Origin of the sequence: Idiomarina sp. UBA3176, from assembly GCF_002364295.1 — a bacterium.
Lineage (GTDB): Bacteria > Pseudomonadota > Gammaproteobacteria > Enterobacterales > Alteromonadaceae > Idiomarina > Idiomarina loihiensis.
Genome location: NZ_DEXU01000023.1, coordinates 42,017 through 65,580, shown reverse-complemented (window position 1 = coordinate 65,580; position 23,564 = coordinate 42,017). Strand labels below are relative to the sequence as shown.

The 23,564-nt window shown below is 46.5% G+C and carries 23 protein-coding genes; 10 read left to right on the top strand and 13 right to left on the bottom strand.

Annotated features, from left to right (window positions below; genetic code table 11):
* Positions 1–31: 31 nt before the first annotated feature.
* From rseP to rpsB, 8 genes are all read right to left on the bottom strand, one after another.
* On the bottom strand, positions 32–1,387 hold the full coding sequence (gene rseP, locus B2U97_RS09850; protein WP_011234089.1) for a sigma E protease regulator RseP: 1,356 nt from the start codon (positions 1,385–1,387) through the stop codon (positions 32–34).
* Complete coding sequence (ispC, locus tag B2U97_RS09845) at positions 1,384–2,577, bottom strand: 1-deoxy-D-xylulose-5-phosphate reductoisomerase (RefSeq protein WP_011234090.1); 1,194 nt, start codon at positions 2,575–2,577, stop codon at positions 1,384–1,386. Before ispC ends, rseP begins: the two co-directional genes overlap by 4 nt.
* A 4-nt stretch (positions 2,578–2,581) precedes the next feature.
* Positions 2,582–3,445, bottom strand: a complete 864-nt coding sequence (locus B2U97_RS09840; protein WP_011234091.1) for a phosphatidate cytidylyltransferase — start codon at positions 3,443–3,445, stop codon at positions 2,582–2,584.
* Positions 3,446–3,448: 3 nt separating this feature from the next.
* A complete protein-coding gene (gene uppS, locus B2U97_RS09835; RefSeq protein ID WP_011234092.1) occupies positions 3,449–4,222 on the bottom strand; it encodes a polyprenyl diphosphate synthase in 774 nt (257 codons plus the stop codon).
* An 82-nt stretch (positions 4,223–4,304) separates the two neighbouring features.
* Positions 4,305–4,862 carry a ribosome recycling factor gene (gene frr, locus B2U97_RS09830; RefSeq protein WP_011234093.1) on the bottom strand — a complete coding sequence of 186 codons (558 nt, stop codon included), beginning with the start codon at positions 4,860–4,862 and terminating at the stop codon, positions 4,305–4,307.
* A 31-nt stretch (positions 4,863–4,893) separates the two neighbouring features.
* Complete coding sequence (pyrH, locus tag B2U97_RS09825; protein WP_016341299.1) at positions 4,894–5,628, bottom strand: UMP kinase; 735 nt, start codon at positions 5,626–5,628, stop codon at positions 4,894–4,896.
* A gap of 103 nt (positions 5,629–5,731) precedes the next feature.
* Positions 5,732–6,610 carry a translation elongation factor Ts gene (tsf, locus tag B2U97_RS09820; protein WP_011234095.1) on the bottom strand — a complete coding sequence of 293 codons (879 nt, stop codon included), beginning with the start codon at positions 6,608–6,610 and terminating at the stop codon, positions 5,732–5,734.
* 15 nt (positions 6,611–6,625) lie between these two features.
* Positions 6,626–7,354 carry a 30S ribosomal protein S2 gene (gene rpsB, locus B2U97_RS09815; protein ID WP_011234096.1) on the bottom strand — a complete coding sequence of 243 codons (729 nt, stop codon included), beginning with the start codon at positions 7,352–7,354 and terminating at the stop codon, positions 6,626–6,628.
* A gap of 285 nt (positions 7,355–7,639) precedes the next feature.
* On the opposite strand from rpsB, the gene map reads away from it, so the two are divergent.
* From map to dapD, 3 genes are read left to right on the top strand one after another with little or no spacing between them, the layout of a single operon-like run.
* Complete coding sequence (map, locus tag B2U97_RS09810; RefSeq protein WP_011234097.1) at positions 7,640–8,428, top strand: type I methionyl aminopeptidase; 789 nt, start codon at positions 7,640–7,642, stop codon at positions 8,426–8,428.
* 20 nt (positions 8,429–8,448) lie between these two features.
* Positions 8,449–11,088 carry a [protein-PII] uridylyltransferase gene (glnD, locus tag B2U97_RS09805; protein ID WP_011234098.1) on the top strand — a complete coding sequence of 880 codons (2,640 nt, stop codon included), beginning with the start codon at positions 8,449–8,451 and terminating at the stop codon, positions 11,086–11,088.
* 9 nt (positions 11,089–11,097) lie between these two features.
* Positions 11,098–11,922 (top strand): 2,3,4,5-tetrahydropyridine-2,6-dicarboxylate N-succinyltransferase, encoded by an 825-nt coding sequence (gene dapD, locus B2U97_RS09800; protein ID WP_011234099.1) that lies wholly within the window; start codon positions 11,098–11,100, stop codon positions 11,920–11,922.
* Positions 11,923–11,925: 3 nt separating this feature from the next.
* Here the strand turns inward: dapD and truC are convergent, their stop codons facing one another.
* Positions 11,926–12,636: a tRNA pseudouridine(65) synthase TruC gene (gene truC / locus B2U97_RS09795; protein ID WP_011234100.1), complete on the bottom strand. Its 711-nt coding sequence runs from the start codon at positions 12,634–12,636 to the stop codon at positions 11,926–11,928.
* A 2-nt stretch (positions 12,637–12,638) separates the two neighbouring features.
* On the bottom strand, positions 12,639–12,983 hold the full coding sequence (locus tag B2U97_RS09790; protein ID WP_011234101.1) for a YqcC family protein: 345 nt from the start codon (positions 12,981–12,983) through the stop codon (positions 12,639–12,641).
* A 93-nt stretch (positions 12,984–13,076) separates the two neighbouring features.
* Between B2U97_RS09790 and B2U97_RS09785 the strand changes: the two genes are divergently transcribed.
* A complete protein-coding gene (locus B2U97_RS09785) occupies positions 13,077–14,108 on the top strand; it encodes a DUF3549 family protein (protein ID WP_011234102.1) in 1,032 nt (343 codons plus the stop codon).
* Positions 14,108–14,419 carry a DUF3301 domain-containing protein gene (locus B2U97_RS09780; RefSeq protein ID WP_011234103.1) on the top strand — a complete coding sequence of 104 codons (312 nt, stop codon included), beginning with the start codon at positions 14,108–14,110 and terminating at the stop codon, positions 14,417–14,419. Before B2U97_RS09785 ends, B2U97_RS09780 begins: the two co-directional genes overlap by 1 nt.
* A gap of 1 nt (position 14,420) precedes the next feature.
* Here B2U97_RS09780 and B2U97_RS09775 read toward each other — a convergent pair whose 3' ends face one another.
* Together B2U97_RS09775 and syd are read right to left on the bottom strand one after the other, a co-directional pair.
* Complete coding sequence (locus B2U97_RS09775; RefSeq protein ID WP_011234104.1) at positions 14,421–15,101, bottom strand: GNAT family N-acetyltransferase; 681 nt, start codon at positions 15,099–15,101, stop codon at positions 14,421–14,423.
* 97 nt (positions 15,102–15,198) lie between these two features.
* On the bottom strand, positions 15,199–15,750 hold the full coding sequence (gene syd / locus B2U97_RS09770) for a SecY-interacting protein (protein ID WP_011234105.1): 552 nt from the start codon (positions 15,748–15,750) through the stop codon (positions 15,199–15,201).
* A 59-nt stretch (positions 15,751–15,809) separates the two neighbouring features.
* Between syd and queF the strand changes: the two genes are divergently transcribed.
* Complete coding sequence (gene queF, locus B2U97_RS09765; protein WP_011234106.1) at positions 15,810–16,634, top strand: NADPH-dependent 7-cyano-7-deazaguanine reductase QueF; 825 nt, start codon at positions 15,810–15,812, stop codon at positions 16,632–16,634.
* Between the two features lie 6 nt (positions 16,635–16,640).
* Here queF and B2U97_RS09760 read toward each other — a convergent pair whose 3' ends face one another.
* Positions 16,641–18,446 (bottom strand): M61 family metallopeptidase, encoded by a 1,806-nt coding sequence (locus B2U97_RS09760; protein ID WP_011234107.1) that lies wholly within the window; start codon positions 18,444–18,446, stop codon positions 16,641–16,643.
* Between the two features lie 151 nt (positions 18,447–18,597).
* Between B2U97_RS09760 and B2U97_RS09755 the strand changes: the two genes are divergently transcribed.
* The 4 genes from B2U97_RS09755 to B2U97_RS09740 all read left to right on the top strand — a co-directional run bounded on the left by B2U97_RS09755 (position 18,598) and on the right by B2U97_RS09740 (position 23,465).
* On the top strand, positions 18,598–20,121 hold the full coding sequence (locus B2U97_RS09755; protein ID WP_011234108.1) for a GGDEF domain-containing protein: 1,524 nt from the start codon (positions 18,598–18,600) through the stop codon (positions 20,119–20,121).
* A 74-nt stretch (positions 20,122–20,195) separates the two neighbouring features.
* Positions 20,196–21,551: a nucleotide 5'-monophosphate nucleosidase PpnN gene (gene ppnN, locus B2U97_RS09750; protein WP_011234109.1), complete on the top strand. Its 1,356-nt coding sequence runs from the start codon at positions 20,196–20,198 to the stop codon at positions 21,549–21,551.
* Positions 21,552–21,558: 7 nt separating this feature from the next.
* Positions 21,559–21,945 (top strand): DUF3192 domain-containing protein, encoded by a 387-nt coding sequence (locus B2U97_RS09745; protein ID WP_011234110.1) that lies wholly within the window; start codon positions 21,559–21,561, stop codon positions 21,943–21,945.
* Positions 21,942–23,465, top strand: coding sequence for a hypothetical protein (locus tag B2U97_RS09740; RefSeq protein WP_011234111.1), 1,524 nt, complete (start codon positions 21,942–21,944; stop codon positions 23,463–23,465). Before B2U97_RS09745 ends, B2U97_RS09740 begins: the two co-directional genes overlap by 4 nt.
* Positions 23,466–23,564: the final 99 nt, after the last annotated feature.

Sequence of the window (23,564 nt, the reverse complement as noted above, 5' to 3'; positions counted from 1 at the left end):
TATCACTAGCTACTTATTGTTAATTCGTGACTCAGAATGCGAAACGGGCGATGTCATTTGATATTGCTAACGCCATCAACGCGAATACCAGCACCCCACCAATCCTATAGCAAACGTCTTGCACTCTTTCGGATACCGGCTTACCGCGCACCCATTCAATGCTGTAAAACATCAAATGACCGCCGTCTAATACCGGTAAAGGTAATAAATTAATTATCCCTAAATTGACACTTAACAGCGCCAAAAAACTTAAAAAATAAACGAACCCATTGCTGGCACTAACTCCAGCACCTTCGGCAATACTTAAAGGCCCTGCCAGGTTCTTTACAGAAACATCTCCGGTCAGCAGTTTACCTATCATTTTCACGCTAACAACCATCAATTCCCAAGTTTTTTCTGCGCCTTTCGCTAAGCCGCTAAAAAAACCATATTGATGCGTGAAAACGTAATCATCTGGCAAAGGCTCTGTTACCGGAACTACGCCAAGGTAGCCTATGACACCATTTTGGCTTTCCCGTTCCCCTATTTGAACAGAAATTTGCTGCTCAACCTGATTCCTCTGAACCGTAAATAAAACGTCCTGTCCCGCCGATTCAGCGATTATTTTACGTATTTCAGTCCAACTTTCGACACTTTCATCACCAATTCGGGTGATTGTGTCACCTTCTTTTAATCCGCCGGCCTCGGCTGGGGAGCCACTTTCTACCTGGCTAAGTTCGGTATAAACAGCAGGTTGATAAACCTCAATTCCCAAACTGCCAAAGGTCGATTCCGTTTCCGGATCAAACTGCCAGCCACTTAAATTCAGTGTGCGTTTTACTTCATCACCGTCCGGCGTTCTTAATGTGAGTACTGTTTCATCGTCGCCAATTGCCGACATAAGCCCCAGCTGAACCTGTTGCCAGTCATAGGCTTCAACATTATCAACTGAGAGAATTTCGCTACCTCTTTCAAGCTGAGCTTCGGCTGCAACAGAGTCGGCTTTTACATCGCCGATAACCGGTTTCACCGTGGGAACACCAATGCCAAACATCAACCATAAAACAGCGACCGCTAAAACAAAGTTCGCGATTGGACCGGCAGCAACTATCGCAAAACGTTTATATACTGATTGCGCGTTAAAGCTAACATCTCGCTCTTCCTCGCTGACATCATCAATACGTTCGTCCAGCATGCGAACGTAGCCACCAAGGGGAATAATCCCCAGTTGATAAACCGTGCCTTCTTTGCCTTCACGTTTCCATATAGCCCTGCCAAAACCTACCGAGAAAGTTAACACTTTTACACCGCAGCGGCGCGCAACCCAAAAGTGCCCAAACTCGTGAAAAGCAACTAAAATACCGAGAGTTACAACGAAGGAAAAGAAATACCAAATTGCGTCTATCACTGTGCGTACTCCTGCAACCATTTATTGGCTGCTAAACGCGCTTGTTTATCTATGGCTAACAGCGTCTCTAAGCTATCGGCCTCATCAGCTTGTATTGACTGCAATACCGAATCACAAACTTTTGCAATATCAGTAAAACCAACCTGTTCTTGTAAAAATGCAGCAACGGCAACTTCGTTCGCCGCGTTTAAAGCAGTAGTGGCCCACTGCCCTTCCCAACATGCTTCTATCGCCAACTGTAAACACGGATAACGTTGTGCTTCGGGCTGCTTAAAGGTCAGTTCGGCTATTTGAGTAAAATCTAAGCCCGCAACACCGCTTTCTAAACGCTCTGGATAACCCAACGAATGGGCTATAGGCGTGCGCATGTCCGGTTCACCCATTTGAGCAAGTACGGAACCGTCGGTGTATTGCACCATAGAATGAATAACGCTCTGCGGGTGAATAACAACTTTCAGTTGGTCACGCGAACAATTGAATAACCAGCGGGCTTCAATGTATTCCAGCCCCTTGTTCAGCATGGTGGCGGAATCCACTGAAATTTTCCGACCCATGGACCAATTTGGGTGATTGCATGCCGCACCAGGGGTTTGTTGCGGCAACTCCTCAAGAGGTATATCGCGAAACGGACCGCCGGAGCCGGTTAACAGTAAATACTGAATGCCATGCTCCGCTAACGCCATAGTACCAACCTGTTGCTGCGCAGCCTGGGGTAAACACTGAAAAATAGCGTTGTGTTCGCTGTCGACCGGAATAATTCTAGCGCCGGAACGTTGAGCATGATCAATAAACAACTGACCGCTCATAACCAGAGCTTCTTTATTGGCTAACAGTACATCTTTACCTGCGTCAATCGCAGCTAGTGTCGGTGATAGTCCGGCCGCACCGACTATAGCCGCCATAACCACATCCACCTCAGCGTCCGAACTGACCTCAGCTAAAGCCTGATCTCCATACATAACCTGAGTTGAAGTCTGTTGACCGAGAAGTGCTTTAAGCTCAGCAGCAGCATTGTATGAACCCATAACCGCGTATTGCGGATTATGCTTTACACAAAGCTCAGCCATAGCACTAATCTGGCTATGGGCTGTTAAGGCAAAAACCTGAAAGTCATCCGGATGCCGTGAGACAACGTTCAATGTGTTTTGACCAATAGAGCCGGTTGCTCCCAAAACTGTTATTCGACGCATAGGTTTAATGCAAAAACTCCAGATAAGCTAAGGTGAAAATAGGCACTGCAGCGGTAAGACTGTCAATACGGTCAAGAATTCCCCCGTGCCCGGGTAAAATTGAACCGCTGTCCTTAACCCCTGCACTACGCTTAAACATGCTTTCGTTTAAATCACCAAATACTGAAGCAACCACAGTAAACAATCCGGTTAAGTAATAACCGGTAAACTGATCGGCAGGCACTTTAGTCCAGTGCGCCACAACCATCATCACTACAAAAGCTAAGGTCACACCACCACAAAGGCCTTCCATTGTTTTACCCGGGCTTACCGCTGGCATCATCTTATTACGGCCATAACGCACGCCGGCAAAATACGCACCAACATCAGCAGCCCAAACCAGCAGTAAAATAAAGAGAACCACCCAGCCACCAAAGAAGCGCGACTCATCAATATCAATTGAGCGAACCGTGACTAATGCCGCCCAGGTAGGAATAAAAATTAACAAACCAAATACACCGACAATGGCTCGGGTTCGTGACCACATACGTCGGCTGGAGGGATAATTTACGATCATTGCCAACGCAACGACCCACCAGACACCGCCAGCTAAAATAGTGTAGTAGATGAGTTTAGAGAGCTCACCGCCCTCCCACAAATGCTCGTAGGGAGCCAGCCAGGACAACACGCCAATTATGGCACCGACAAATAAGGTGTAAGCGATGCGCGCTGAAATGCGACGCACGCCCATTAGCGGAGACCATTCCCAGGCGCCCAGCATAAGGACCCCCTGAATGAAAAGAGCAAAGCCCCACAACGGCAGCATAAAAACACCGTACAGTGCCACCGGAACCAGCAATAGTGCTGTAATAATACGTTGTTTTAGCAAGTGTTATTCCTCTATCCGAGTTTCTATGCCTTGCATTAGCACGGTTAATTGTTCGCTCGTTAAACCAAAACGGCGTTCCCGTTGCGCAAAATCTGTAATTGCCTGAGCAAAGGCCGTATCGTCAAAATCAGGCCATAATACTGAGGTGAAATACAGTTCGGCATAAGCCAGCTGCCATAAAAGAAAGTTACTGATACGATGTTCACCGCCTGTACGAATAAGTAAATCCGGCAAAGGCTGGTCTGCCATCATCAATTCGCCTGCTATTGTCTGTTCAGTAATTTCCGCCGGTTCTATTTCACCCGCTTTCACTCTCTCAGCTAATCTACGACTGGCTTGTGTAATATCCCACTGACCGCCGTAGTTCGCCGCTATGTTTAGATTGAGTCCGCTGTTACTGCGCGTTTGCTCTTCTGCTTCACTCATGCGCTTTTGCAAACGCTTTGAAAAAGCCTCTTTGTCACCAACTATGCGCAAGCGAATATCGTTGTCATCTAATTTTTTAATTTCGCTTTTCAGTACTGACATAAACAATTCCATCAATACCGAGACTTCAGTTGCCGGACGCTTCCAGTTTTCACTACTGAATGCGAACAAAGTCAGTGACTCAATACCGTTACGGCGAGCAAAAGCAACTGCCTTGCGCACTGCTTCCGCGCCGGCTTTATGCCCGAAGGTTCTTATTTTACCGCGTTGTTTCGCCCAGCGCCCGTTACCATCCATTATAATGGCAACATGCTTGGGGACTAACTGCTCAATTGACGGTAATTCTTTCATTCAATCTGCCGTAAACATTAAAAAACGCCGTGCGAGTATACCTGACACGGCGTCATAGACCAACGTAGGGACGGTTTGATGGTTAAATTTCCATCAAATCCGCTTCTTTTGCTTTCAGAGCTTCATCAATTTGCTTCACGAATTTATCGGTCAGTTTTTGAATCTCTTCTTCAGCATTACGTTCTTCGTCTTCAGTAATTTCTTTCTCTTTCAGCAGATCTTTAATATCGCCATTTGCATCGCGACGAATATTACGTACCGCAATACGCCCGTTCTCAGCTTCGGCACGAACAATTTTAACTAAGTCGCGACGACGCTCTTCTGTCAACGGAGGTAATGGAATACGAATAACTGCGCCTGCTGAGGCCGGATTCAGACCCAAATCAGAATTAATAATGGCTTTTTCAACTGCCGCTGAAGCTGACTTATCAAACACTGTCAGAGCCAGAGTTCTGGAGTCTTCCGTGGTGATATTAGCTAACTGCTTAAGAGGCGTGTCAGTACCGTAATAGTTCACCATAACACTGTCCAGTATGCTTGGATGAGCACGACCCGTACGCACTTTTGACATTTGACTGCGCAGCGACTCAACACTTTTTTCCATGCGATCTTTAGCGTCTTCTATAGTTTCTTTTATCACTGTCTTATACCCTTTTATTCAATAACTGCGTTTACTCTGCGTTCTTGCTAATCAGTGTACCTTCTTCTTCACCCATTATCACGGCTCGTAAGGCACCCGGCTTATTCATATTAAACACCCGGATAGGCAAAGCGTGATCACGCGCCAGAGTAAAAGCCGCTAAATCCATTACTTTTAACTGTTTTTCCAGTATATCATCGTAATTAATATGCTTATACAAAGTCGCATCCGGGTTACTCACCGGGTCATCAGAATATACTCCGTCAACCTTGGTTCCCTTAAGTACGACTTCAGCTTCAATTTCGATACCGCGCAAACAAGCGGCAGAATCTGTAGTAAAGAACGGATTACCGGTTCCCGCAGAAAATATCACTACACGTCCTGATTTTAGCAAACTGATGGCTTCTGCCCAGTTGTAACTGTCACAAACACCGGTCAATTCAATAGCTGACATTAAACGTGCGTTAACAAAGGCACGGTGTAAAGCGTCGCGCATAGCCAGGCCATTCATTACAGTGGCCAACATGCCCATGTGGTCGCCCACAACCCGATTCATACCCGCTTTTGCTAAGCCTTCTCCACGGAATAAGTTACCGCCCCCAATGACTAAACCAACCTGAACCCCAAGTTCAACCAATTCTTTAATTTCCTGCGCCATACGATCAAGTACTTTGGCGTCAATACCAAATGGCTCATCTCCCATAAGGGCTTCACCACTGAGTTTTAACAATATGCGTCGATAACTGGGTTTCGGATGGGTGCTCATCATTGCCTCTACTCTTTCCTTTAGTTTAAAAAAAACCGCGTCCTGAACGCTCAAGACGCGGTTTATAATTTTCTATTTCATGGGGCTGGTCGAGACCACGCTATTAGCCTTTACTCGCTGCCGCCACTTGTGCCTGAACTTCAGAAGCAAAATCTTCTTCTTTACGTTCAATACCTTCACCCACTTCAAAGCGAACGAAAGTCACAACATCAGCACCAGCTTTCTTCAATAACTCACCAACAGTCATTGATGGATCTTTAACGAAAGGCTGACCTGTCAGGCTGATTTCGCCGGTAAACTTACGCATACGGCCTTCAACCATTTTTTCAGCAATTTCTTTCGGCTTACCGCTTTGCATTGCGATATCAACCTGAATAGAACGCTCTTTTTCTACAACTTCAGCTGCAACGTCTTCAGGCTTAACGAATTGCGGGCTGCTTGCTGCAACATGCATGCACAGGTCACGAGCCAGATCTTCGTCACCGCCAGTTAAAGCAACAGCAACACCAATGCGGGCACCGTGAGTATAAGTCGCAACAACGTCGCCAGCTTCAAGAGTTTGAACACGACGAACGTTCATGTTCTCGCCAATTTTAGCCACTAAATCTTCACGAGTTTTCTCAACAGTCTGACCATCGATGTCAGTTGTTTTTAATGCTTCAACGTCATTTTCTTTATTAGCAAATGCTGCGTTGATAACTTTATCACCGAATTCCAGGAAGCTGTCATCGCGAGCAACAAAGTCGGTTTCACAGTTCAGTTCAACCAAAGTTGCCTGATTACCTTCAGATTTAACTAAGATAACGCCTTCAGCCGCAACACGGCCTGCTTTTTTAGCTGCTTTTGCCTGACCGCTCTTACGCATCAGTTCAATTGCCGCTTCCATATCACCGTCGACTTCCTGCAATGCTTTCTTGCAGTCCATCATGCCAGCGCCTGTGCGCTCGCGCAGTTCTTTAACTAGAGCTGCTGTAATAGCCATGATTCTATTCCTCGATTATTCAGTTGCTTCGACGAAATCGTCTGAGTCTTTCGCTTCAACTTGCGCTGTACGTGCTTCTTTTACCGCTTCAGCTGCAGTGTTCAAGTATAATTGAACCGCACGGATTGCGTCATCGTTACCTGGAACAATGTAGTCCACACCGTCAGGGTTAGAGTTTGTATCCACAACAGAAACAACTGGAATGCCCAGGTTATTTGCTTCTTTAATAGAGATGTGTTCGTGATCTGCGTCGATAACAAACAGAACGTCTGGTAAGCCGCCCATGTTTTTGATACCGCCTAAGCCTTTTTCCAGCTTTTCCATTTCACGAGTATTAACCAAAGCTTCTTTCTTGGTCAGTTTCTCGAAAGTACCGTCCTGGCTCATTGTTTCAAGGTCTTTTAGACGCTTGATTGATTGACGAACTGTTTTCCAGTTAGTCAACATGCCGCCTAACCAACGGTGGTTTACATAGTACTGACCACAGTTAATGGCTGCTTCTTTAACCGCTTCAGCTGCTGCGCGCTTAGTACCAACAAACAGGATTTTGCCTTTGTTAGAAGCAACGTGCTGCATATAGCTCAACGCGTCGTTGAACATAGGCACAGTTTTTTCGAGGTTAATGATATGAATTTTGTTACGAGCACCAAAAATGTAAGGTTTCATTTTTGGGTTCCAGAAACGAGTTTGGTGACCGAAGTGGACACCCGCTTTCAGCATGTCACGCATTGACACGTTAGCCATAATATTTTCCTTTTTAGGGGGTTAAGCCTCCATACATCCCATAAGCCGACCTGTTCTTAGACAAGCACCCCGCCTTATGTGTCGATGTATGTGTGGATTATAATTTACATACAAGTGTACTTTGTTGGCATAAGGCCAAAAAAGCGTGCGTTTTATACCATAAAGCCGAGCCCTGCACAACAAAAAACCTTCGCTAACTTCTGCTTTGACCCACCTCAAAGATAGCGAATTTTATCAGTCACTGTTAAACTGTCGGCTTTTCCAGCAGTCATGGACAGGAAGAGAATGACCATCTCAATTAAGACACCCGAAGAAATCGAAAAAATGCGCGCCGCAGGCAAGCTCGCTGCCAGTGTGCTTGAAATGATTGGTGAGCACATCAAACCCGGCGTAACCACGGAAGAACTGGATGATATCTGCCATAAGTACATCACGGATCATAACGCCTATCCAGCACCATTAAACTATCACGGTTTCCCTAAATCGATATGTACGTCGGTTAACCATTGTGTCTGTCATGGTATTCCTGGCCCGAAAAAACTGAAAGACGGCGATATCATGAATATTGACGTTACCGTTAAACTGGATGGTTACCATGGCGACACTTCGAAAATGTTTGTTGTGGGTAAACCTTCAATAATGGCCGAGCGGTTAATTAAGGTAACTCAGGAGTCGCTTTATAAAGCCATAGAAATGGTCAAGCCAGGTATCAAGCTGGGTGACTTTGCTGAAGTTATTCAGAAACACGCCGAAGGCCATGGCTATTCTATTGTTAGAGAGTACTGCGGTCACGGTATTGGCTCTGTATTCCATGAAGACCCACAAATTCTGCATTACGGTGAGGCAGGTACTGGCGAAGAGCTAAAAGCCGGTATGTGTTTCACTATTGAACCTATGGTAAATGTGGGTAAGCGCCACACTAAACTGATGAAAGACGGCTGGACCGTACTGACTAAAGATCGCAGCTTAAGTGCACAGTGGGAACATACATTATTAGTTACCGATAACGGTGTTGAAGTACTGACACTGCGCAGTGATGAGCCTGACTTAGCGCGAGTTATCGAGCACAGCTAACGCATTTGCAGGGGGAGCCTATGGCTAACGTTCAAGAAGATAAAGACTTTCACGGGCGCTGGCCTGACCGAACCCTGCAACCTTGCCTAAAAGACTACAAAGCGCTTTTAGAAAGTTACCAAAACTGGTCTGCAGCACGTTTTGTTACCGCCGATATCGATGAGCTGGTTCATCACCGTGCGACCTTCTTTGACCAGCTAATTAGCCAGTTGTGGCAGCAATTTCAGCTTGAAGACGAGCCGGCAAGTATTTTAGCTGTGGGTGGCTATGGTCGTGAGACTCTGCACCCGGGTTCAGATATCGACCTGCTCATTTTAGTGGGCCCTGAAAATGCTGAAGCCGAAGCTAAGTTGTCTGAAAAACTCGGACAGTTTGTTACCTTTTTATGGGACCTGCACCTGGATATCGGCCATTCGGTACGTACTATCGAAGACTGCTTCGCTCAGTCAGAAAACGATATCACGATAGCCACAAACCTTATTGAAAGCCGATACCTCTCAGGAGCTGAATCGCTTTACAATGAATTTCATCAACAGTTGTTAAATGACTTCCCCTGGTCAAGCCGCGATTTCTATCAGGCCAAGCTGGATGAACAAAAGCAGCGCCACCAGCAATACCACAGTACATCTTATAACCTGGAACCGAATATTAAATCGAGCCCCGGAGGGCTACGTGATATTCAGACCGTAGGCTGGATTGCTAAACGTCATTTCCGTACTCACTCAGATGAAAACCTGGTTGAGTACGGTTATATGACAGCCGATGAATTCGTTGAACTGCGTGACTGCATGAACTGGCTATGGCGCATACGCTTTGCCCTTCATCTGGAAGCAGGTAAACGCGAAGACCGCTTACTCTTTGACTTTCAGCCAGGCGTTGCTGTTCGTCTGGGCTACGGTAATGACGGTAAGGCATCCGTTGAAACCATGATGAAAGATTACTTTAAAGTGGTCTTACGCGTCAGCGAGCTTAACCAGATGCTTCTGCAGTTTTTTCATCAGGCGATATTAGGAACACAGGACTTACAACACGCTGAACATATTAGCGATGACTTTGCGGTTGCGAATAAACTGTTAACAGCACGCCACGACAATGTATTTGATAATCACTGCAATATTATCCGCGCTTTTGTCTGCATTGCGGAACACCCGCAAATACAGGGCATACACTCGAATACCATACGTTTACTCAGAAATGCCCGAGCCCAATTAAGCGAACCGTTAAGCCATGACCCAGAATGCCGCGACTTATTCAATCAGCTGATTCAGCATCCCAGAGGCTGTGGTTTGTCCTTTGCACTGATGCATCACCACAGTGTACTGGCAAGCTACCTGTCGCAGTGGCAACAAATTGTCGGGCAAATGCAATTTGACCTTTTTCACGCTTACACAGTGGATGAACACACCTTTCGTTTAGTGAGAAACTTATACCGCTTTAGCGACGAAGATTATCAGGATCAGTTTCCACTATGCGAGAAGCTGGTTGCACAAATGGATCGTCGCTATTGCCTGTATCTGGCGGGTATTTTCCATGACATAGCTAAAGGTCGCGGCGGCGATCATTCAGAGCTTGGCGAAATGGATGCGCGTAATTTTTGCCATCAACACGGTTACAGTGAAGAAGACGCAGAGCTGGTGGCCTGGCTGGTGCGGCATCATTTAACCATGTCGGTTACCGCGCAAAAGCGGGATATCCATGACCCCGAAGTCATCCAGGACTTTGCGAATCAAGTTTCTACGCCCGAGCGGTTAGACTACCTTTACTGTCTTACGGTGGCAGATATTCGCGCAACCAACCAGTCGCTTTGGAACAACTGGAAAGCAACTTTACTGGAAGAGCTTTATAACGCCACTTCGTACTTACTGCAGCAGGACAGCAATAAGCCTACCCTGGATATTCGCCAAAAAATAAATGAAAATAAAGCCAGTGCAATGGCATTACTATTAAGCGCAGGCTTTGAAAAAGCTGAGATTCTGGCGTTATGGGGGCGTTTTACCGCAGATTATTTCTTCCGCCATACGGCAGAGCAAATCAGTTGGCATTCACAGCATATTCTGAACCTGCCAAGCGAGCAGTTGCCGCTCATTCTTATTGGGGATGAGAACAACTACGGCACAACTGAGTTGTTTATCTACCACCACGAAGAGGGGCATTTGTTTGCCTCGGTTGCGGGCGTGCTGGACAGTCAGCAACTCAACATTCTGGACGCACAAATTCTGGCTACCCGCGATGGCTTTGTCATGGATACTTTCGTTGTGCTGCAACGGGACGGCAAGCCGTTAACAGAACCTCATCGTATTGAGGAGGTAAAACAACAATTGCTGGATGTCCTGCATAAACGGATACCCGTTCCCAGCACTAAGCGGCCATTGTCGCGTCGCATGAAGAACTTTTCGGTGGCAACTGAGGTCACCTTTATACCCAGTAAACACCACGGCCGTACCACCTTCGAACTGGTAACACTGGACAGGCCGGGGCTTATTGCTAAACTTGCCGCTATTTTGCAGCAACAGAACGTTATCCTGCTGGCAGCAAAAATCACCACCATAGGCGAGCAGGCAGAAGATTTATTTATTGTCACTACCGAGCAGCAAACCGCCCTTAGCGACAAACAGAAAAAAACATTGAAAGCAAAAATTATCAAAGACCTGGAGTTTTAAATTCTTATCATGGAAAACATAAAACAGCGCATCATTGATGCATTTGAACAACGTGATCAAATCAATGCTCGAACCGAAAACGACGACCTACGCGAAGCTGTGCGTTACGTTATCGACGAGATTGACCGCGGCGAGTTACGGGTTGCAGAAAAAGTTTCCGGTGAATGGGTTGTTCATCAATGGCTTAAGAAAGCGGTTCTGTTGTCATTTCGCTTAAACGACAACGACCTGATTGAAGGCGGAGAAACCCGCTTCTGGGACAAAGTCCCGGCCAAATTTGCTGACTATGACAGTGCCCGTTTCCGTGCCGAAGGCATGCGGGTTGTACCACCCGCGATGGTTCGTAAAGGTGCCTTTATCGGCCGCAACGTTGTCGTAATGCCATCGTACGTTAATATTGGTGCACACGTTGGTGAAGGCACTATGGTGGATACCTGGGCTACCGTGGGCTCTTGTGCGCAAATTGGAAAAAATGTTCACTTATCCGGCGGGGTTGGTATCGGTGGGGTTTTAGAACCATTGCAGGCTAATCCGACTATTATTGAAGATAACTGCTTCATTGGTGCGCGCTCAGAAATTGTTGAAGGCGTTATTGTTGAAGAAGGCGCGGTGATTTCCATGGGCGTTTACATTGGCCAGAGCACGCGTATTTATGACCGCGAAAATGACCGCATTCTATATGGTCGCGTACCTTCAGGTTCCGTTGTTGTACCAGGTTCATTGCCTTCTGCAAACGGAACGCACAGCCTTTACGCTGCCATCATTGTTAAGCGGGTTGATGCTAAAACTCGTGCCAAAGTGGGTATCAATGCCCTGCTACGTAGCGCGGAATAACTTTTACTTAAGAAATGGCTGGTGAAACTCATCCGGCAGTGGTATTTCCAAATTGATGGACTCGCCACTGACCGGATGTTTAAAGCTAAGTCCAGTCGCTGCCAGCAGTAAACGGTGGCAATTAAAGTGCTCGCGAAAAAAGTTATTATGCCGTCCATCACCATGGTTTGTATCACCAACAATGGGATGCCTAATGTGTGCCATGTGTCTACGTAATTGATGCTTGCGCCCCGTTTCCGGTTGCATCTGAACCAGTGAATACCGTGTGGTGTCATGTTTTTTACTGACTTTATAAGGCAGTTCAATCTGCTTTAAACATTGATAATGCGTTACCGCCGGCTGCTTATCTTTATCCGGATCCGCGTCTTTATCAGCAAGCTTATCCAGTTCTTCTTTCAGCGCGTAATCGATAGTACCGTTTTCTGGTACGTAGCCTCGGACCACAGCGTGGTATGTTTTGCTCACTTCGCGCGCGGTCAGTTGCTCTGTCAGAGTACGGGCGACATCGCTGTTTAAGCCAAAGATCAACAAACCGGATGTAGGGCGATCTAAACGATGAACAGGGTAAACGTGGCAGCCAAGTTGATTCCGCAGCATCTGCATTGCAAACTCGCGGGCACCGCTGGCTATACGGCTTCGATGAACCAATAAGCCACTGGGCTTATTAATAACGGCAAGGTGCTCATCCAGATAAACAACTTCTAACTGACTCACCGTTAAACATCTTCCTGCAAGGGGTCAGTTCCGCTGAGCAACACATCAAATTCACGTATCAGTGCAATAAGTTGTTCGTATTGTTCCAGCTCGCTGCGGTAGATATGCGCAGCCATGGGGCTAACGGCAATACCCTCAGGCAAAGGGCGCTTGCTATCCACTAAGGCCCACATTCGGGGAAGCATAATAAACTGCAACCACTGATGAAACTCCAGCGTGTCGACAGCAAAAGGCTGCTGACTCTCTAACGCCTGCACCGGCGGGTGGTGAGACTGCCATAAGCCAAGACTGTTCAGTTCACGCTCTATTCTATCCAGCAATCGAGCGGCTTTCTGATACTGCTCCATATCAGACTCCGTTACCACATCATTGTATAAACCGATATAATGGCGCCATAGTGATTTAATACGCCTTAAAATTCAAGCAAAAAGGGAGCGCCTGTGTCAGCACCGACCATCACCACCTTGGGTGAGTTTTTGCAAGCCGGCCAAGCCGAATACAAAATTTTTGATATTGGCAGATGCCTGACGGAGCTGTCTCAAGAAGAGTTTGCAGCCATTGAGCAACAACAGCGTCCGTACCCCTACCCCATTGCGCGGCAAGCTCAATTGGCAATACTGTTCCAGCATAAACAACATGACCAACAGCCTTTTATTTGGTTTTTGCAATTTCCGTTGGACGAGCGCGGTCTTTTAAATATAGCCGCACGTAATCAATACCTGGAGTATGTGGTCAATGCATTGGGCCATGAAATAACCGGAGAAATGACCGAAGAGCAGCAAAAGCAGCTGCAACAAAACCCGTATTTATTAACGCCGAATGAGCAACAGCGCGCGGCTTTGCATGCCCGGGTTCAGCGCCAGCAAAAGTTGTCGCCGTCTATACATTTTGAAACGGCGGAAGCGTATTTAAAGCAGCCTGAAAGCGGCATAGACTGGCAACAAATGGGCTTGCAGGGGTTACATGACTGCGCTGCCCGGTTAGAGCAATTGCCGGAACTGAGCAAAGCCATAGCAACGCATTTCTCTCATTATCCGAGTGCGGTGCGCCAGCCGTTGGCGGTTGCGCTTGAGCAACAAAGCCTGACGCCACCGGTAAGAGACGCTCTTCTGCAAAACCTCGAGAGCAGTAATGCTCAACTATGCACTGACAGTTTGCGTGCGCTGGCCTCCGCTTCAGCTCATCCTCGGGTAAAAAAGGCAGTAAACAAGCTGGTTCCACATGCCAATGCCGATCAGCTCGTTGTTATTGCTGCGCGTTTATGGCCCGTGCTTTGCGAAGAGCAAAATTTGTTGCGCTACTTAGACGCCATAGCAGAGCTTGATAATTCACTGTTTGATGCCTTATTCCAGGATATTATTGCCCTGCCGGACATACGTCCGTTACTGTTATCTATTATTGCTCAACAAAAACAGTCTGCGGCGGTTAATGAAGCATTAAACCGATTAAAACAACAGACTCAGGGAAGCTGATGAATTTACTCGATGTCATTGTTTTACTGGCGCTGGCAACCGCAATATGGGTGTTTTGGCAACACCGCCAACAGTCAGAAAGCGCACAAAAACATGCAGTATTTTACTGTAAGCAGCAGGGGCTTCAGTTTTTAGATATTCGTCGCGAGGACACGCGCTGGTCTTTTAAAGGCAGCCAGCCGGGCTGGCGTAGTACTTTTAAAATGGGCTTTAGTAGCGACGGCGAAACTCGTTATGAAGGCGACTTAACCCTTCATAACCAGCGTTTGGTAGGTGTTGAGCTACCGCCGTTTCGAATTCCCGCGCAATAATTTAATCAGGCTGCCGTTGGTAGAACAGAACTTCACCTGGCAGCTTTTCCACTTCTATCTGAGCTTGAATGCGATAGCCGCGCTTTTTAAAGAAAGCCTGATAATCCGAACGAGTCACGTAAACGGCTATCCCTTGTGATTCCGGGTCTTCCTCAAAAACCGCTTTGGCAGCTTCAACAAGTAAATGCCCCACTCCCTGCGACTGATACTGTGGTGCTACCGCAATAAATGCCAGCATATGGTAAGGCACATCAGGCATCGCTTCCTGAATTAAGCGTTCCTTTTCAAGTACCTGCTTAGTACTCAAAAAACCAGCCGTTAATAACATGCTTATTCGCCAATGCCAGAAACGTCCGGGACCAAAGCTTTTACCAGGACGGGTAAGACACGCGACACCTAGTAGTGTGCCACCATCTCTAATACCAATAATAGGCTGTCCGCTTTCCCAGAAAGCGTTTAAGTCTTCGCGGATAGCCGCCCGTAAACGCTTATCGTAGTCAGGTTTGTCTGACCGGAAAATCTTTTGCAGTAATTCATCATCGTAATACGTCTGGAACAAAAGCGAGGCCGCTAATTTCAGATCTTCAGCAACAAGGTAAACCAGCTCGCCCTGAACATGCTCATTGCTGTTTTCACCTGCTTCATCAATTTCGTTTTCCGTTTTTTCTGTCAGACCCTGCATAATGAATAGCCAATTGTTAGTTTTTCATAACACCAACTTAACCATTTTTCGGAATTCTGTCGAGAGTCATTTATCCGCCATTCAGGCAAGACTCTCATCAAGAGTTTTTATCAGTCTCAACTTGAGGCTGACAATTATCAAGCCAGGCCGCCAATGAATCAGACAGAACGTCGTGTTGTTCCTTACCTACCCATTCGAGTCCAACCGCACCACTTTGGTTATCTATGGTTACCAACAAGCCGTCATCCTCGCTACCTAAACCAATAAAGACCGTTTCAGGCTGTTTCAAACGACGCTTCATTAAAATGTGACCAGTAATATTCTCTAATAAACGTTCACCGTCTTCTGCACTCTGCGTCTGTAGCAAACTAATTGTGTGCCCCTGATAATCAAGCGCAAGGTCTCCTGCATACCAGCGGCCAAACAAAGTTTTAATACTCTGATGGAAACTCATTTCCAGAGCACTCTCAAGATCATCAAAGTTTAACGCTTCGGGTTGCCGGCACGGCGTCCACTCAACCGTATTCTCATCAATCACAGTTCCGTAAATTGGGCTATTCCACTCTTCTACATACTCGGTATAGCGCACAGGAACATTTTCCTTATAGCGTGTCATTAGTGCATCTATTGATTCTTCTAACGTCTTCATCTGGTACTTACACCTCAGAAAATTTACAATACGGCCATTGTACTTACGGAGCGACTTAAATGCCAAAGAAGGACGCACTAGACCATTTATCACTGGGTCAGCACACCGACTATCCGAATGAATATGACCCGAAGCAGCTGCAGCCAGTCCCCCGCTCACTGAATCGGGAACCTATAGGGCTTAAAGATAAGCTTCCTTTTTCGGGTGTTGATTTATGGACCGGTTATGAAATCTCCTGGTTAAATGCAAACGGACTCCCACAGGTTGCGGTGGGGTATTTTGCAGTGCCAGCTGAAAGCCCTAACCTGATCGAATCCAAATCCTTTAAGCTTTATTTAAACAGCTTCAATGACTCGCGTTTTGACACTTGGGAGTATGTGCAACAACTGATGGAAACCGATCTTTCCGCTTGTGCTGGAACGCCGGTTAAAGTCAAGCTGAAACAGTTATCCGAGCTGGAAGGTGAATCTGTGGCGACTTTCCCGGGTCATTGCATAGATGATCAGAACATCAGTATTTCGCATTACGACTATCAGCCATCACTGCTTGCTACAGAACAACATGAAACAGAAGAAGCACTGCACAGTCATCTGTTAAAATCGAACTGCCTGATAACCAATCAACCCGATTGGGGTTCGGTTTACATTCATTATCAGGGGCCGAAGTTGGATCGCGCTGCGCTGCTGGCTTATCTGGTCTCATTCAGACGTCATAACGAATTCCACGAGCAATGCGTCGAGCGCATTTATCAGGACTTGAAAGCACTAGGAATGAAAAAGTTGACGGTTTATGCCCGTTACACACGTCGTGGCGGTCTGGACATAAATCCATTTCGTTCCGACTTCGAGCCAGCGCTGCAAATGCAACGCATGGCCCGACAATAACGGATTTTAAGCGTTAGGGTGCGGAATTTGTAACCATTGCAGAAAACGAGCTTTCTGTTCAGCCGTAGGCTCGTCTAATGGTTCAATTTTCGCATCGGTTGCAGGGGTTGGTTGCACCGTTAAGGTTTTCTTGTGCAACTGGTCGCGACGGAAGAATGTCACTTCAATTGAATCACCCGCTTTATATTCAGCAAAAGCTTCTTTAAAGCGACCATCAACTACGGTGTGTCCGTCGTAAGCAACAATGACATCGCCCGGCGTAAAGCCCGCTTCCCAGGCGGGACTGCCCTTACTAACCCGGGTCAACTCCATACCACCGCTGGCTTCACTGGCACTCCAGCCAGCCCAAACTTTCTCAGCTTCGGATTCATCCTCGTCTTCTTTCTTGCCCTGCTCGTAAACCAGCTCTAAACCCACCTGCTTCAGCATGCTCTCAAACGGAATGTCTGCAACCGGACTTTCAACATTTTCTTGCCACCAGTCCTGCCAGGACTCACCGGTTAAATCTTTCAAAATAGTTAGCACGTCGGCTGAAGTGAAGCCCTGCTCGTCGGCATCGAAGCGCTGATACAACGCGTTATGCACGTCGCGGTAGCTAACTTTCCCATCGGTTGCTTTTAACAGCTCGCTGTCCAGCATCCAGGACACCAGAGCACCTTCCGAATAAATATTAACGGAATCGTTATGCGCCCGGTCTCCGTATTGATCAATCCAGGCTTCGAACGAGGCTTCTGCTACTGACATCACCTCCCGACCCGGTTTGGCTCTATAACGGTCGATACCCGTTGCCACTCGTTCAAAATATTCAGACGGCTCCATAATCCCTGCCTGTAATAGCAAGTGATTCTGGAAGTAGCTGGTGGAACCTTCCGCAATCCAGAACAAATCTGTGTAGTTTTCTTTTTGGTAATCGTATGGCACCAGCCCGTCCGGACGATAAGCCTTCACGTTCCATGTATGCACAAACTCGTGTGACGCTGTGGACATAAACGACAGATAATCATCGCGACTGGCAAAGCTGTATCTGGGGCGCTGGATAATCGTCGAGTTTTTGTGCTCAGTCGCACCACCCGCGCCAGTCGTCGCGTGGATCATGAAAACATAACGCTCAAATGGATAACTGCTCCAAATCGAGTCACCGGTAGTCACCAACTTTTGTAAGTCTTCGACCGTTTTTTCAGCGTCGTAGTTACCCTCGCCCCAGAATACGACTTCATAATCGCGATCATCCTGAGTGAATTCATAGTGTTTGTTAATGCCCGTTTCTATGGGCGAATCAACTAAGACGTCCCAGTTTGCGGCAGAGAACTGGTGTGCCCCGTCTCTCTCCATACCGGAGTAACTCTTCCACTCGCCCGGGACATCCAGAGAAACGGACACCGGCTCATTACGCCAGGCGTCGGCATACATAAAGACAGCGGATGCATCTAAATAAGCATGAGTATCATCGATATGCCGACTGCGACGCCCAAGTTGATTGGCGTAAATTTCGTAGTCAACGGTTACTTCACCGCTGTCTTCAGGTAAGTAAACGCGCCAGGTGCTCTTATCGACCTTTTCCCAGCGAAGTTCTTCCCCGTTGCTCTGAGCATCAAAGTCACGGACGCCATTAGCGAGATTCAAAATGCGATAATAACCTGTTCTCCAGGCTGGCATTTTTACATCCAGAAACTTAGCGTCACTGGCCGGGAAGGTTATAGACACTTCGCCTTTGTGGTGCTCAGGTTGCGTTAAATCAATTTTATAATCGGTATTTGCCAATACAATGGAAGGTGCCAACATAACACCAACAGCTAATAAGCTCTTGCGCACAGTTTATCTCCGTTAGTTTCGCTTTATTTGTTAGTTAACTTGTTCAAAGACTACCACAATTCACCAATAGAAAATAAATTCAGATAGGTTAGACTTTATGGGATTATTTTTCGTATTATGCGTATTGACTTCAACATTTGGTAGGTGAGCATTGGCAATACCGGAAACACCGCAAGAGCAGGTTCAGCACCTTAGCAAGAAGCTACGACAGAGCATCCAGTCGCGTAAACAGATAGAAGACGACTATCTGCGCGATTCGCAACGTTACTCAAACTTTGTGAACGACCTTTGTCTGGCATTAAATGGTGTTGATAGTGAGTTAGACGGTTTACTGCATAAATTACGCGGTCACCTGCAGCAAAATGCGTCCGCTGCGGTTCTAGAGCCCATGATGCAACAAGTGGGTGAGGTAATTTCTCAGCATACCGTTCGTATGCAAACGCTGCTGAAAGAAACCAACGAAAGTATCCAACTGGCATTACAGTCTATTAAGCCACGTGATAGCAGTGGCAGAAGCCAGCTACAAAAAATAGCAAATGAATTCGAGCAACCAACAATGACGGTTTCTCATTATTTGCCATTAGTAAACCAATTACTGGCACTTTCCTACCAGCAGCAAGGTACTCAGACAGAAACCCAAGTAGCTCAATATCAAAGTCAATTGCTTGATTTACTCAGCGAAGTCGAATTTCTGGGAAATGCTGCTGACACCTTGCAGCAAGTAAAAGTAGCTTTACAAAAGCCGCAAACTAACGAAACCTTGTTAGCTATAACCTTGAAGGTTATGCGGCTGGTGTTTAACAACATCAACGATGAACGCCGCTCAGCACAACTATTTCTGCAACAATTAAATGCTTCTTTAGAGTCTGTTCAAAGTGTATTAGGTAAAACCATAAGTCATTCTGCGGACTTTGCCGACCAGCGACTGCACCTGAACCAACAACTAAAAAGTGGCGTCTCCGAGATAAAAGCTTGTGTCACTGACGCGTATGAACTGAACGATTTAAAAGAATCGGTAGGTTTGCAGCTACACCGTTTAGGTGAAACTTTAAATCAGCACCTAAAGTTGCATGACGAAGAACGTCAAAGTTTCCATAGCAACACACAGGCCATGGAGCAGAAACTCCGTGAAACCGAAGAGCAGGTTTTACATTACAAGCAGGAGCTGGCTAAACAAAAGTTCCGCAGCTTACAGGACAACCTGACCAAGCTGCCTAACCGCTCTGCTTTTGATGAGCGCTTAAACCTGGAATTCCAGCGTTGGGTCAACGATGAAACCCCGCTGAGTATAGCCATTATCGATGTTGATCATTTTAAGAATATTAATGATAGCTTCGGCCACATTGCCGGCGACAAGACCTTACAAGTTATCGCAGGTACTCTTAGCAAATCGTTACGAGAATCAGCTTTTGTTTGTCGCTATGGTGGCGAAGAGTTTGCTATCATATTCTGTTCTGATGGACAAAGTGCCTATCAACATATCGAGAATACGCGGGAGAAAGTGGCTAATATCCCGTTTAAATTTAAAACCGACGATATACGCATTACTATTTCCGCGGGAATAGCCGAATTTAAATACAATGAAGATACACCGCTGGCGGTTTTTGAAAGAGCCGATAAGGCGCTCTATGAAGCAAAAAATAGCGGGCGCAACAAAGTCATCACAGCAAAATAGAAACCAACGCTGAGGATCACCGCCGGCACAAGGATGACGCCGAGTCATCGTTATTACAGGAGTATGGAAAAATAATGAGAGCAAGCATTTCTCCAAGAGGCACTATGTCTCTTTTGTCACAACTGGAAATAGAACGTTTAAAGCAATCCTCAAACAGCCAACTTTATAAATTATTTCGCAACTGCTGTCTCGCGGTCCTAAATGCCGGAAGTAATACCGACAGCAGCGCTGAAATTTACGATAAGTATAAAGATTTCTCCGTTAATATTATCCGCAAAGAGCGCGGTATTAAAATTGAGTTGATTGAACCGCCGGCGGAAGCTTTTGTTGATGGCGAACTCATTGTCGGTATTCGTGAGTTACTGGAATCCGTATTGCGCGATATTCTCTTTACCGGAGAGCGCTACTCAGAAGAAGAACTGAAAGACGCCGACAGCGCTACCCTAACCCACGTGGTGTTCGATATTTTACGCAACGCCCGTACTATTCAGGCCATGCAAGAGCCCGATATGGTTGTTTGCTGGGGTGGTCACTCGATTAACGAAGCTGAGTATAAATACACTAAAGAAGTGGGTTATCAGTTGGGTTTGCGTGGCTTAAATATCTGTACCGGGTGTGGTCCGGGTGCCATGAAAGGCCCTATGAAAGGCGCGACCATTGGTCATGCTAAACAGCGTATTAGTGGTGGTCGTTACCTGGGCCTTACTGAGCCTGGCATTATCGCTGCCGAGCCACCTAATCCTATCGTTAACGAACTGGTTATTTTGCCCGATATTGAAAAACGCCTGGAAGCTTTTGTTCGCTGTGCGCACGGCATCGTTATTTTCCCAGGTGGCGCGGGTACGGCTGAAGAACTGCTGTATCTTCTTGGCATACTGATGCACCCGAAAAACCAACAACAAAGCTTACCAGTTATATTGACGGGCCCTGAAGCGTCTAAAGATTACTTTGATGCGCTGGATACCTTTATTGTCGAAACTCTGGGTGAAGAGGCTCGCGGCTTTTACCGTATTATTATTGCTGATCCATCAGGTGTTGCGCAGCACATGCACGCAGGCATGGCAGCCGTAAAACAATACCGCCGTGATTCTGGTGACGCTTACTACTTTAACTGGACCTTGTTTATTGATGAAAACTTCCAACGCCCGTTCTACCCGACTCACGAAAATGTGGCGTCACTGAACCTGCACCCGGAACAGCCTAAAGAAGAGTTAGCAGCGGACTTACGCCGCGCATTCTCAGCTATTGTTGCCGGCAATGTGAAAGATGGTGGCATTCGCCAAATTAGAGAAAAAGGCGTATTTACCATTCACGGTGAAAAAGAGTTAATGAAACGACTGGACGTATTGTTAAGAGCATTCGTCGAACAAGGGCGTATGAAATTACCAGGTTCGGTGTATCATCCTTGTTATAAGGTTGTTACTGACTGAAGGATTTATGAAAAATAAAGTCTTTGTCATACTCGCCATTGGCGCTGTTTCTTATCTAGCTATAGTAGGAGCAGTGCTGATGCTTTATCAGGCTGATCCTGCTGATTTACAGTGGCAGGAACGAGAGACCTACAACGCCAGACAAATTGGTCAATTTGATCTGGGTATGTCAAAAGACAGTGTTATTCGAGTTTTAGGCTCACCAGACATAACTGAAGCGAAAGCGTCATCTGAAGGTGACATGCAAGTTCTGTTTTATCGAACTCATCACGTGACTTCTGACGGAATCACGACTAAAGATGAATGTACCCCTTTGGTTTTTCGCGATAATAAGCTTATCGCCTGGGGTAACGACTCTTATCGTGACTATCAGAATTATCAGAGGCGAGAATGAGAGAACTGACCGAGTGTTGTGAAAAAGCGGCAAGTTTACTAAAACAACACGACGTTCGTCAGCTTTATCGTCTGGTTCAGTTTATTGATGAAGAATACCAGCAAAACCGCTGGCCTGAACTGCTTCCCCTTTACGCTCAGCAACATGCTCAGGACAATAATCAGCTAATAAGTGAGTTACTCGCGGTTTGTGTGAACGCGCTGCATTGCGGTTACCAATGGTCTTTGCACTCACATTATCGCCGAATTCTGGCCGCCGCTTGCGTCAGTGAAAAGCTCAACCCAGACCCGAACTACTGGAAGCAACTTCATTTAAGGCAGCCCCTGTGGCTTTCGGCTTTAGAGCCTCTAACCCTAAAATCCGCTGATATTGTCTTTTTTCGCTACTGGGTTAACGCCTTAACTCAGGTTCAGCTGCAACGCTGTGAGCCTACTCAAGCTTTTTTCCCCTTATTGAACAGCGAATTCCGCTATCGCTTCTGGACGCTTTTAAATCAGCAGAATGCGCTTCCGGTAAGACTCACTGGTCAAAAGTTTTCACATCACAAAAACCAGCAGACCGCGGTACTTTTAGGTTATGAAGGAAAGCACCAAGTTCTGGCTCTATTACATAAGCTGGACAGCCCGTTTTATGTCAGCCCGGACGAAACACAAAATTGGCAAGTTAACGACAAACCTCTGACACAGGAACAAATGAGCGCACTGGCTCAGCATCGGTTGCTAAAACAAGAGCAAACAAGCACAACACAACAAACGCCCAGACAACTGTTACGGGCAATAAACCGTTACGCCAATGCCAGTGGCGCCTTAAACGCAGTAATTCAGCAAATTAACCAACTGCCTTTTTTAGCCAGCAGCCTTCATGCCGCCGTGCATCAGAGCGAACGCATTGGCTACAGCGAAGCCAGCCGTATGGACTTGAAACAGTCTTATTTATGGCTAGGCTCTAAACGAGCTTCAGTTATTCTTGCGACCGCTTTTTTACAACACCAATTTTCATTAAATACAATTCCTCTGCATAACGCATTGATGCAAAAGCTCGGCTTACTGACCACAACGCTACAGCACTTATCGGCAGAAACCGGCGTTAGCCTGCCAACCCCGGCTCCGCTACTTGCCCTACTTTCAGGCTCCGATCTTTTTCGTCACCCAGAGCTGCTTAAATCAGCGAAGTGGCCCCGTCCGCGAGAAATAGAACACTGCTATAGCACAAGTTGGGTTGGCTCTGCACTGGATATCAGTGACTTTCGCCGCAGTCGACAATTAGTTAAGCGCTGGCAATTGCCTCCGGCTACCGAAAATTTATTAAACCCCGATAAAGCCGAGACCAGCAAATTAAGTGCACTATTTTTCTTAGCCCACTATTTAACGCTAAGCACTTATTATCCAGAGGTGTCGTTAAGCAGTTCAGTAAAATCGATGCTAAAGTCTTATTGTCAGCAACTGCAAATAAACAGTGAGCAACTGACCCGAATTAAAGCTAAATCGGCTTTTGAAAGTCACTGTTACTCACCGTTATAACCTATATTCACTGGCTGAATAATGCTTTGCTAGTCAGTATTAGCGCGGCAATGGTAGAATTACCGTTCCTGTTTTTGTTGTAACACGGTTTAAAGGAAT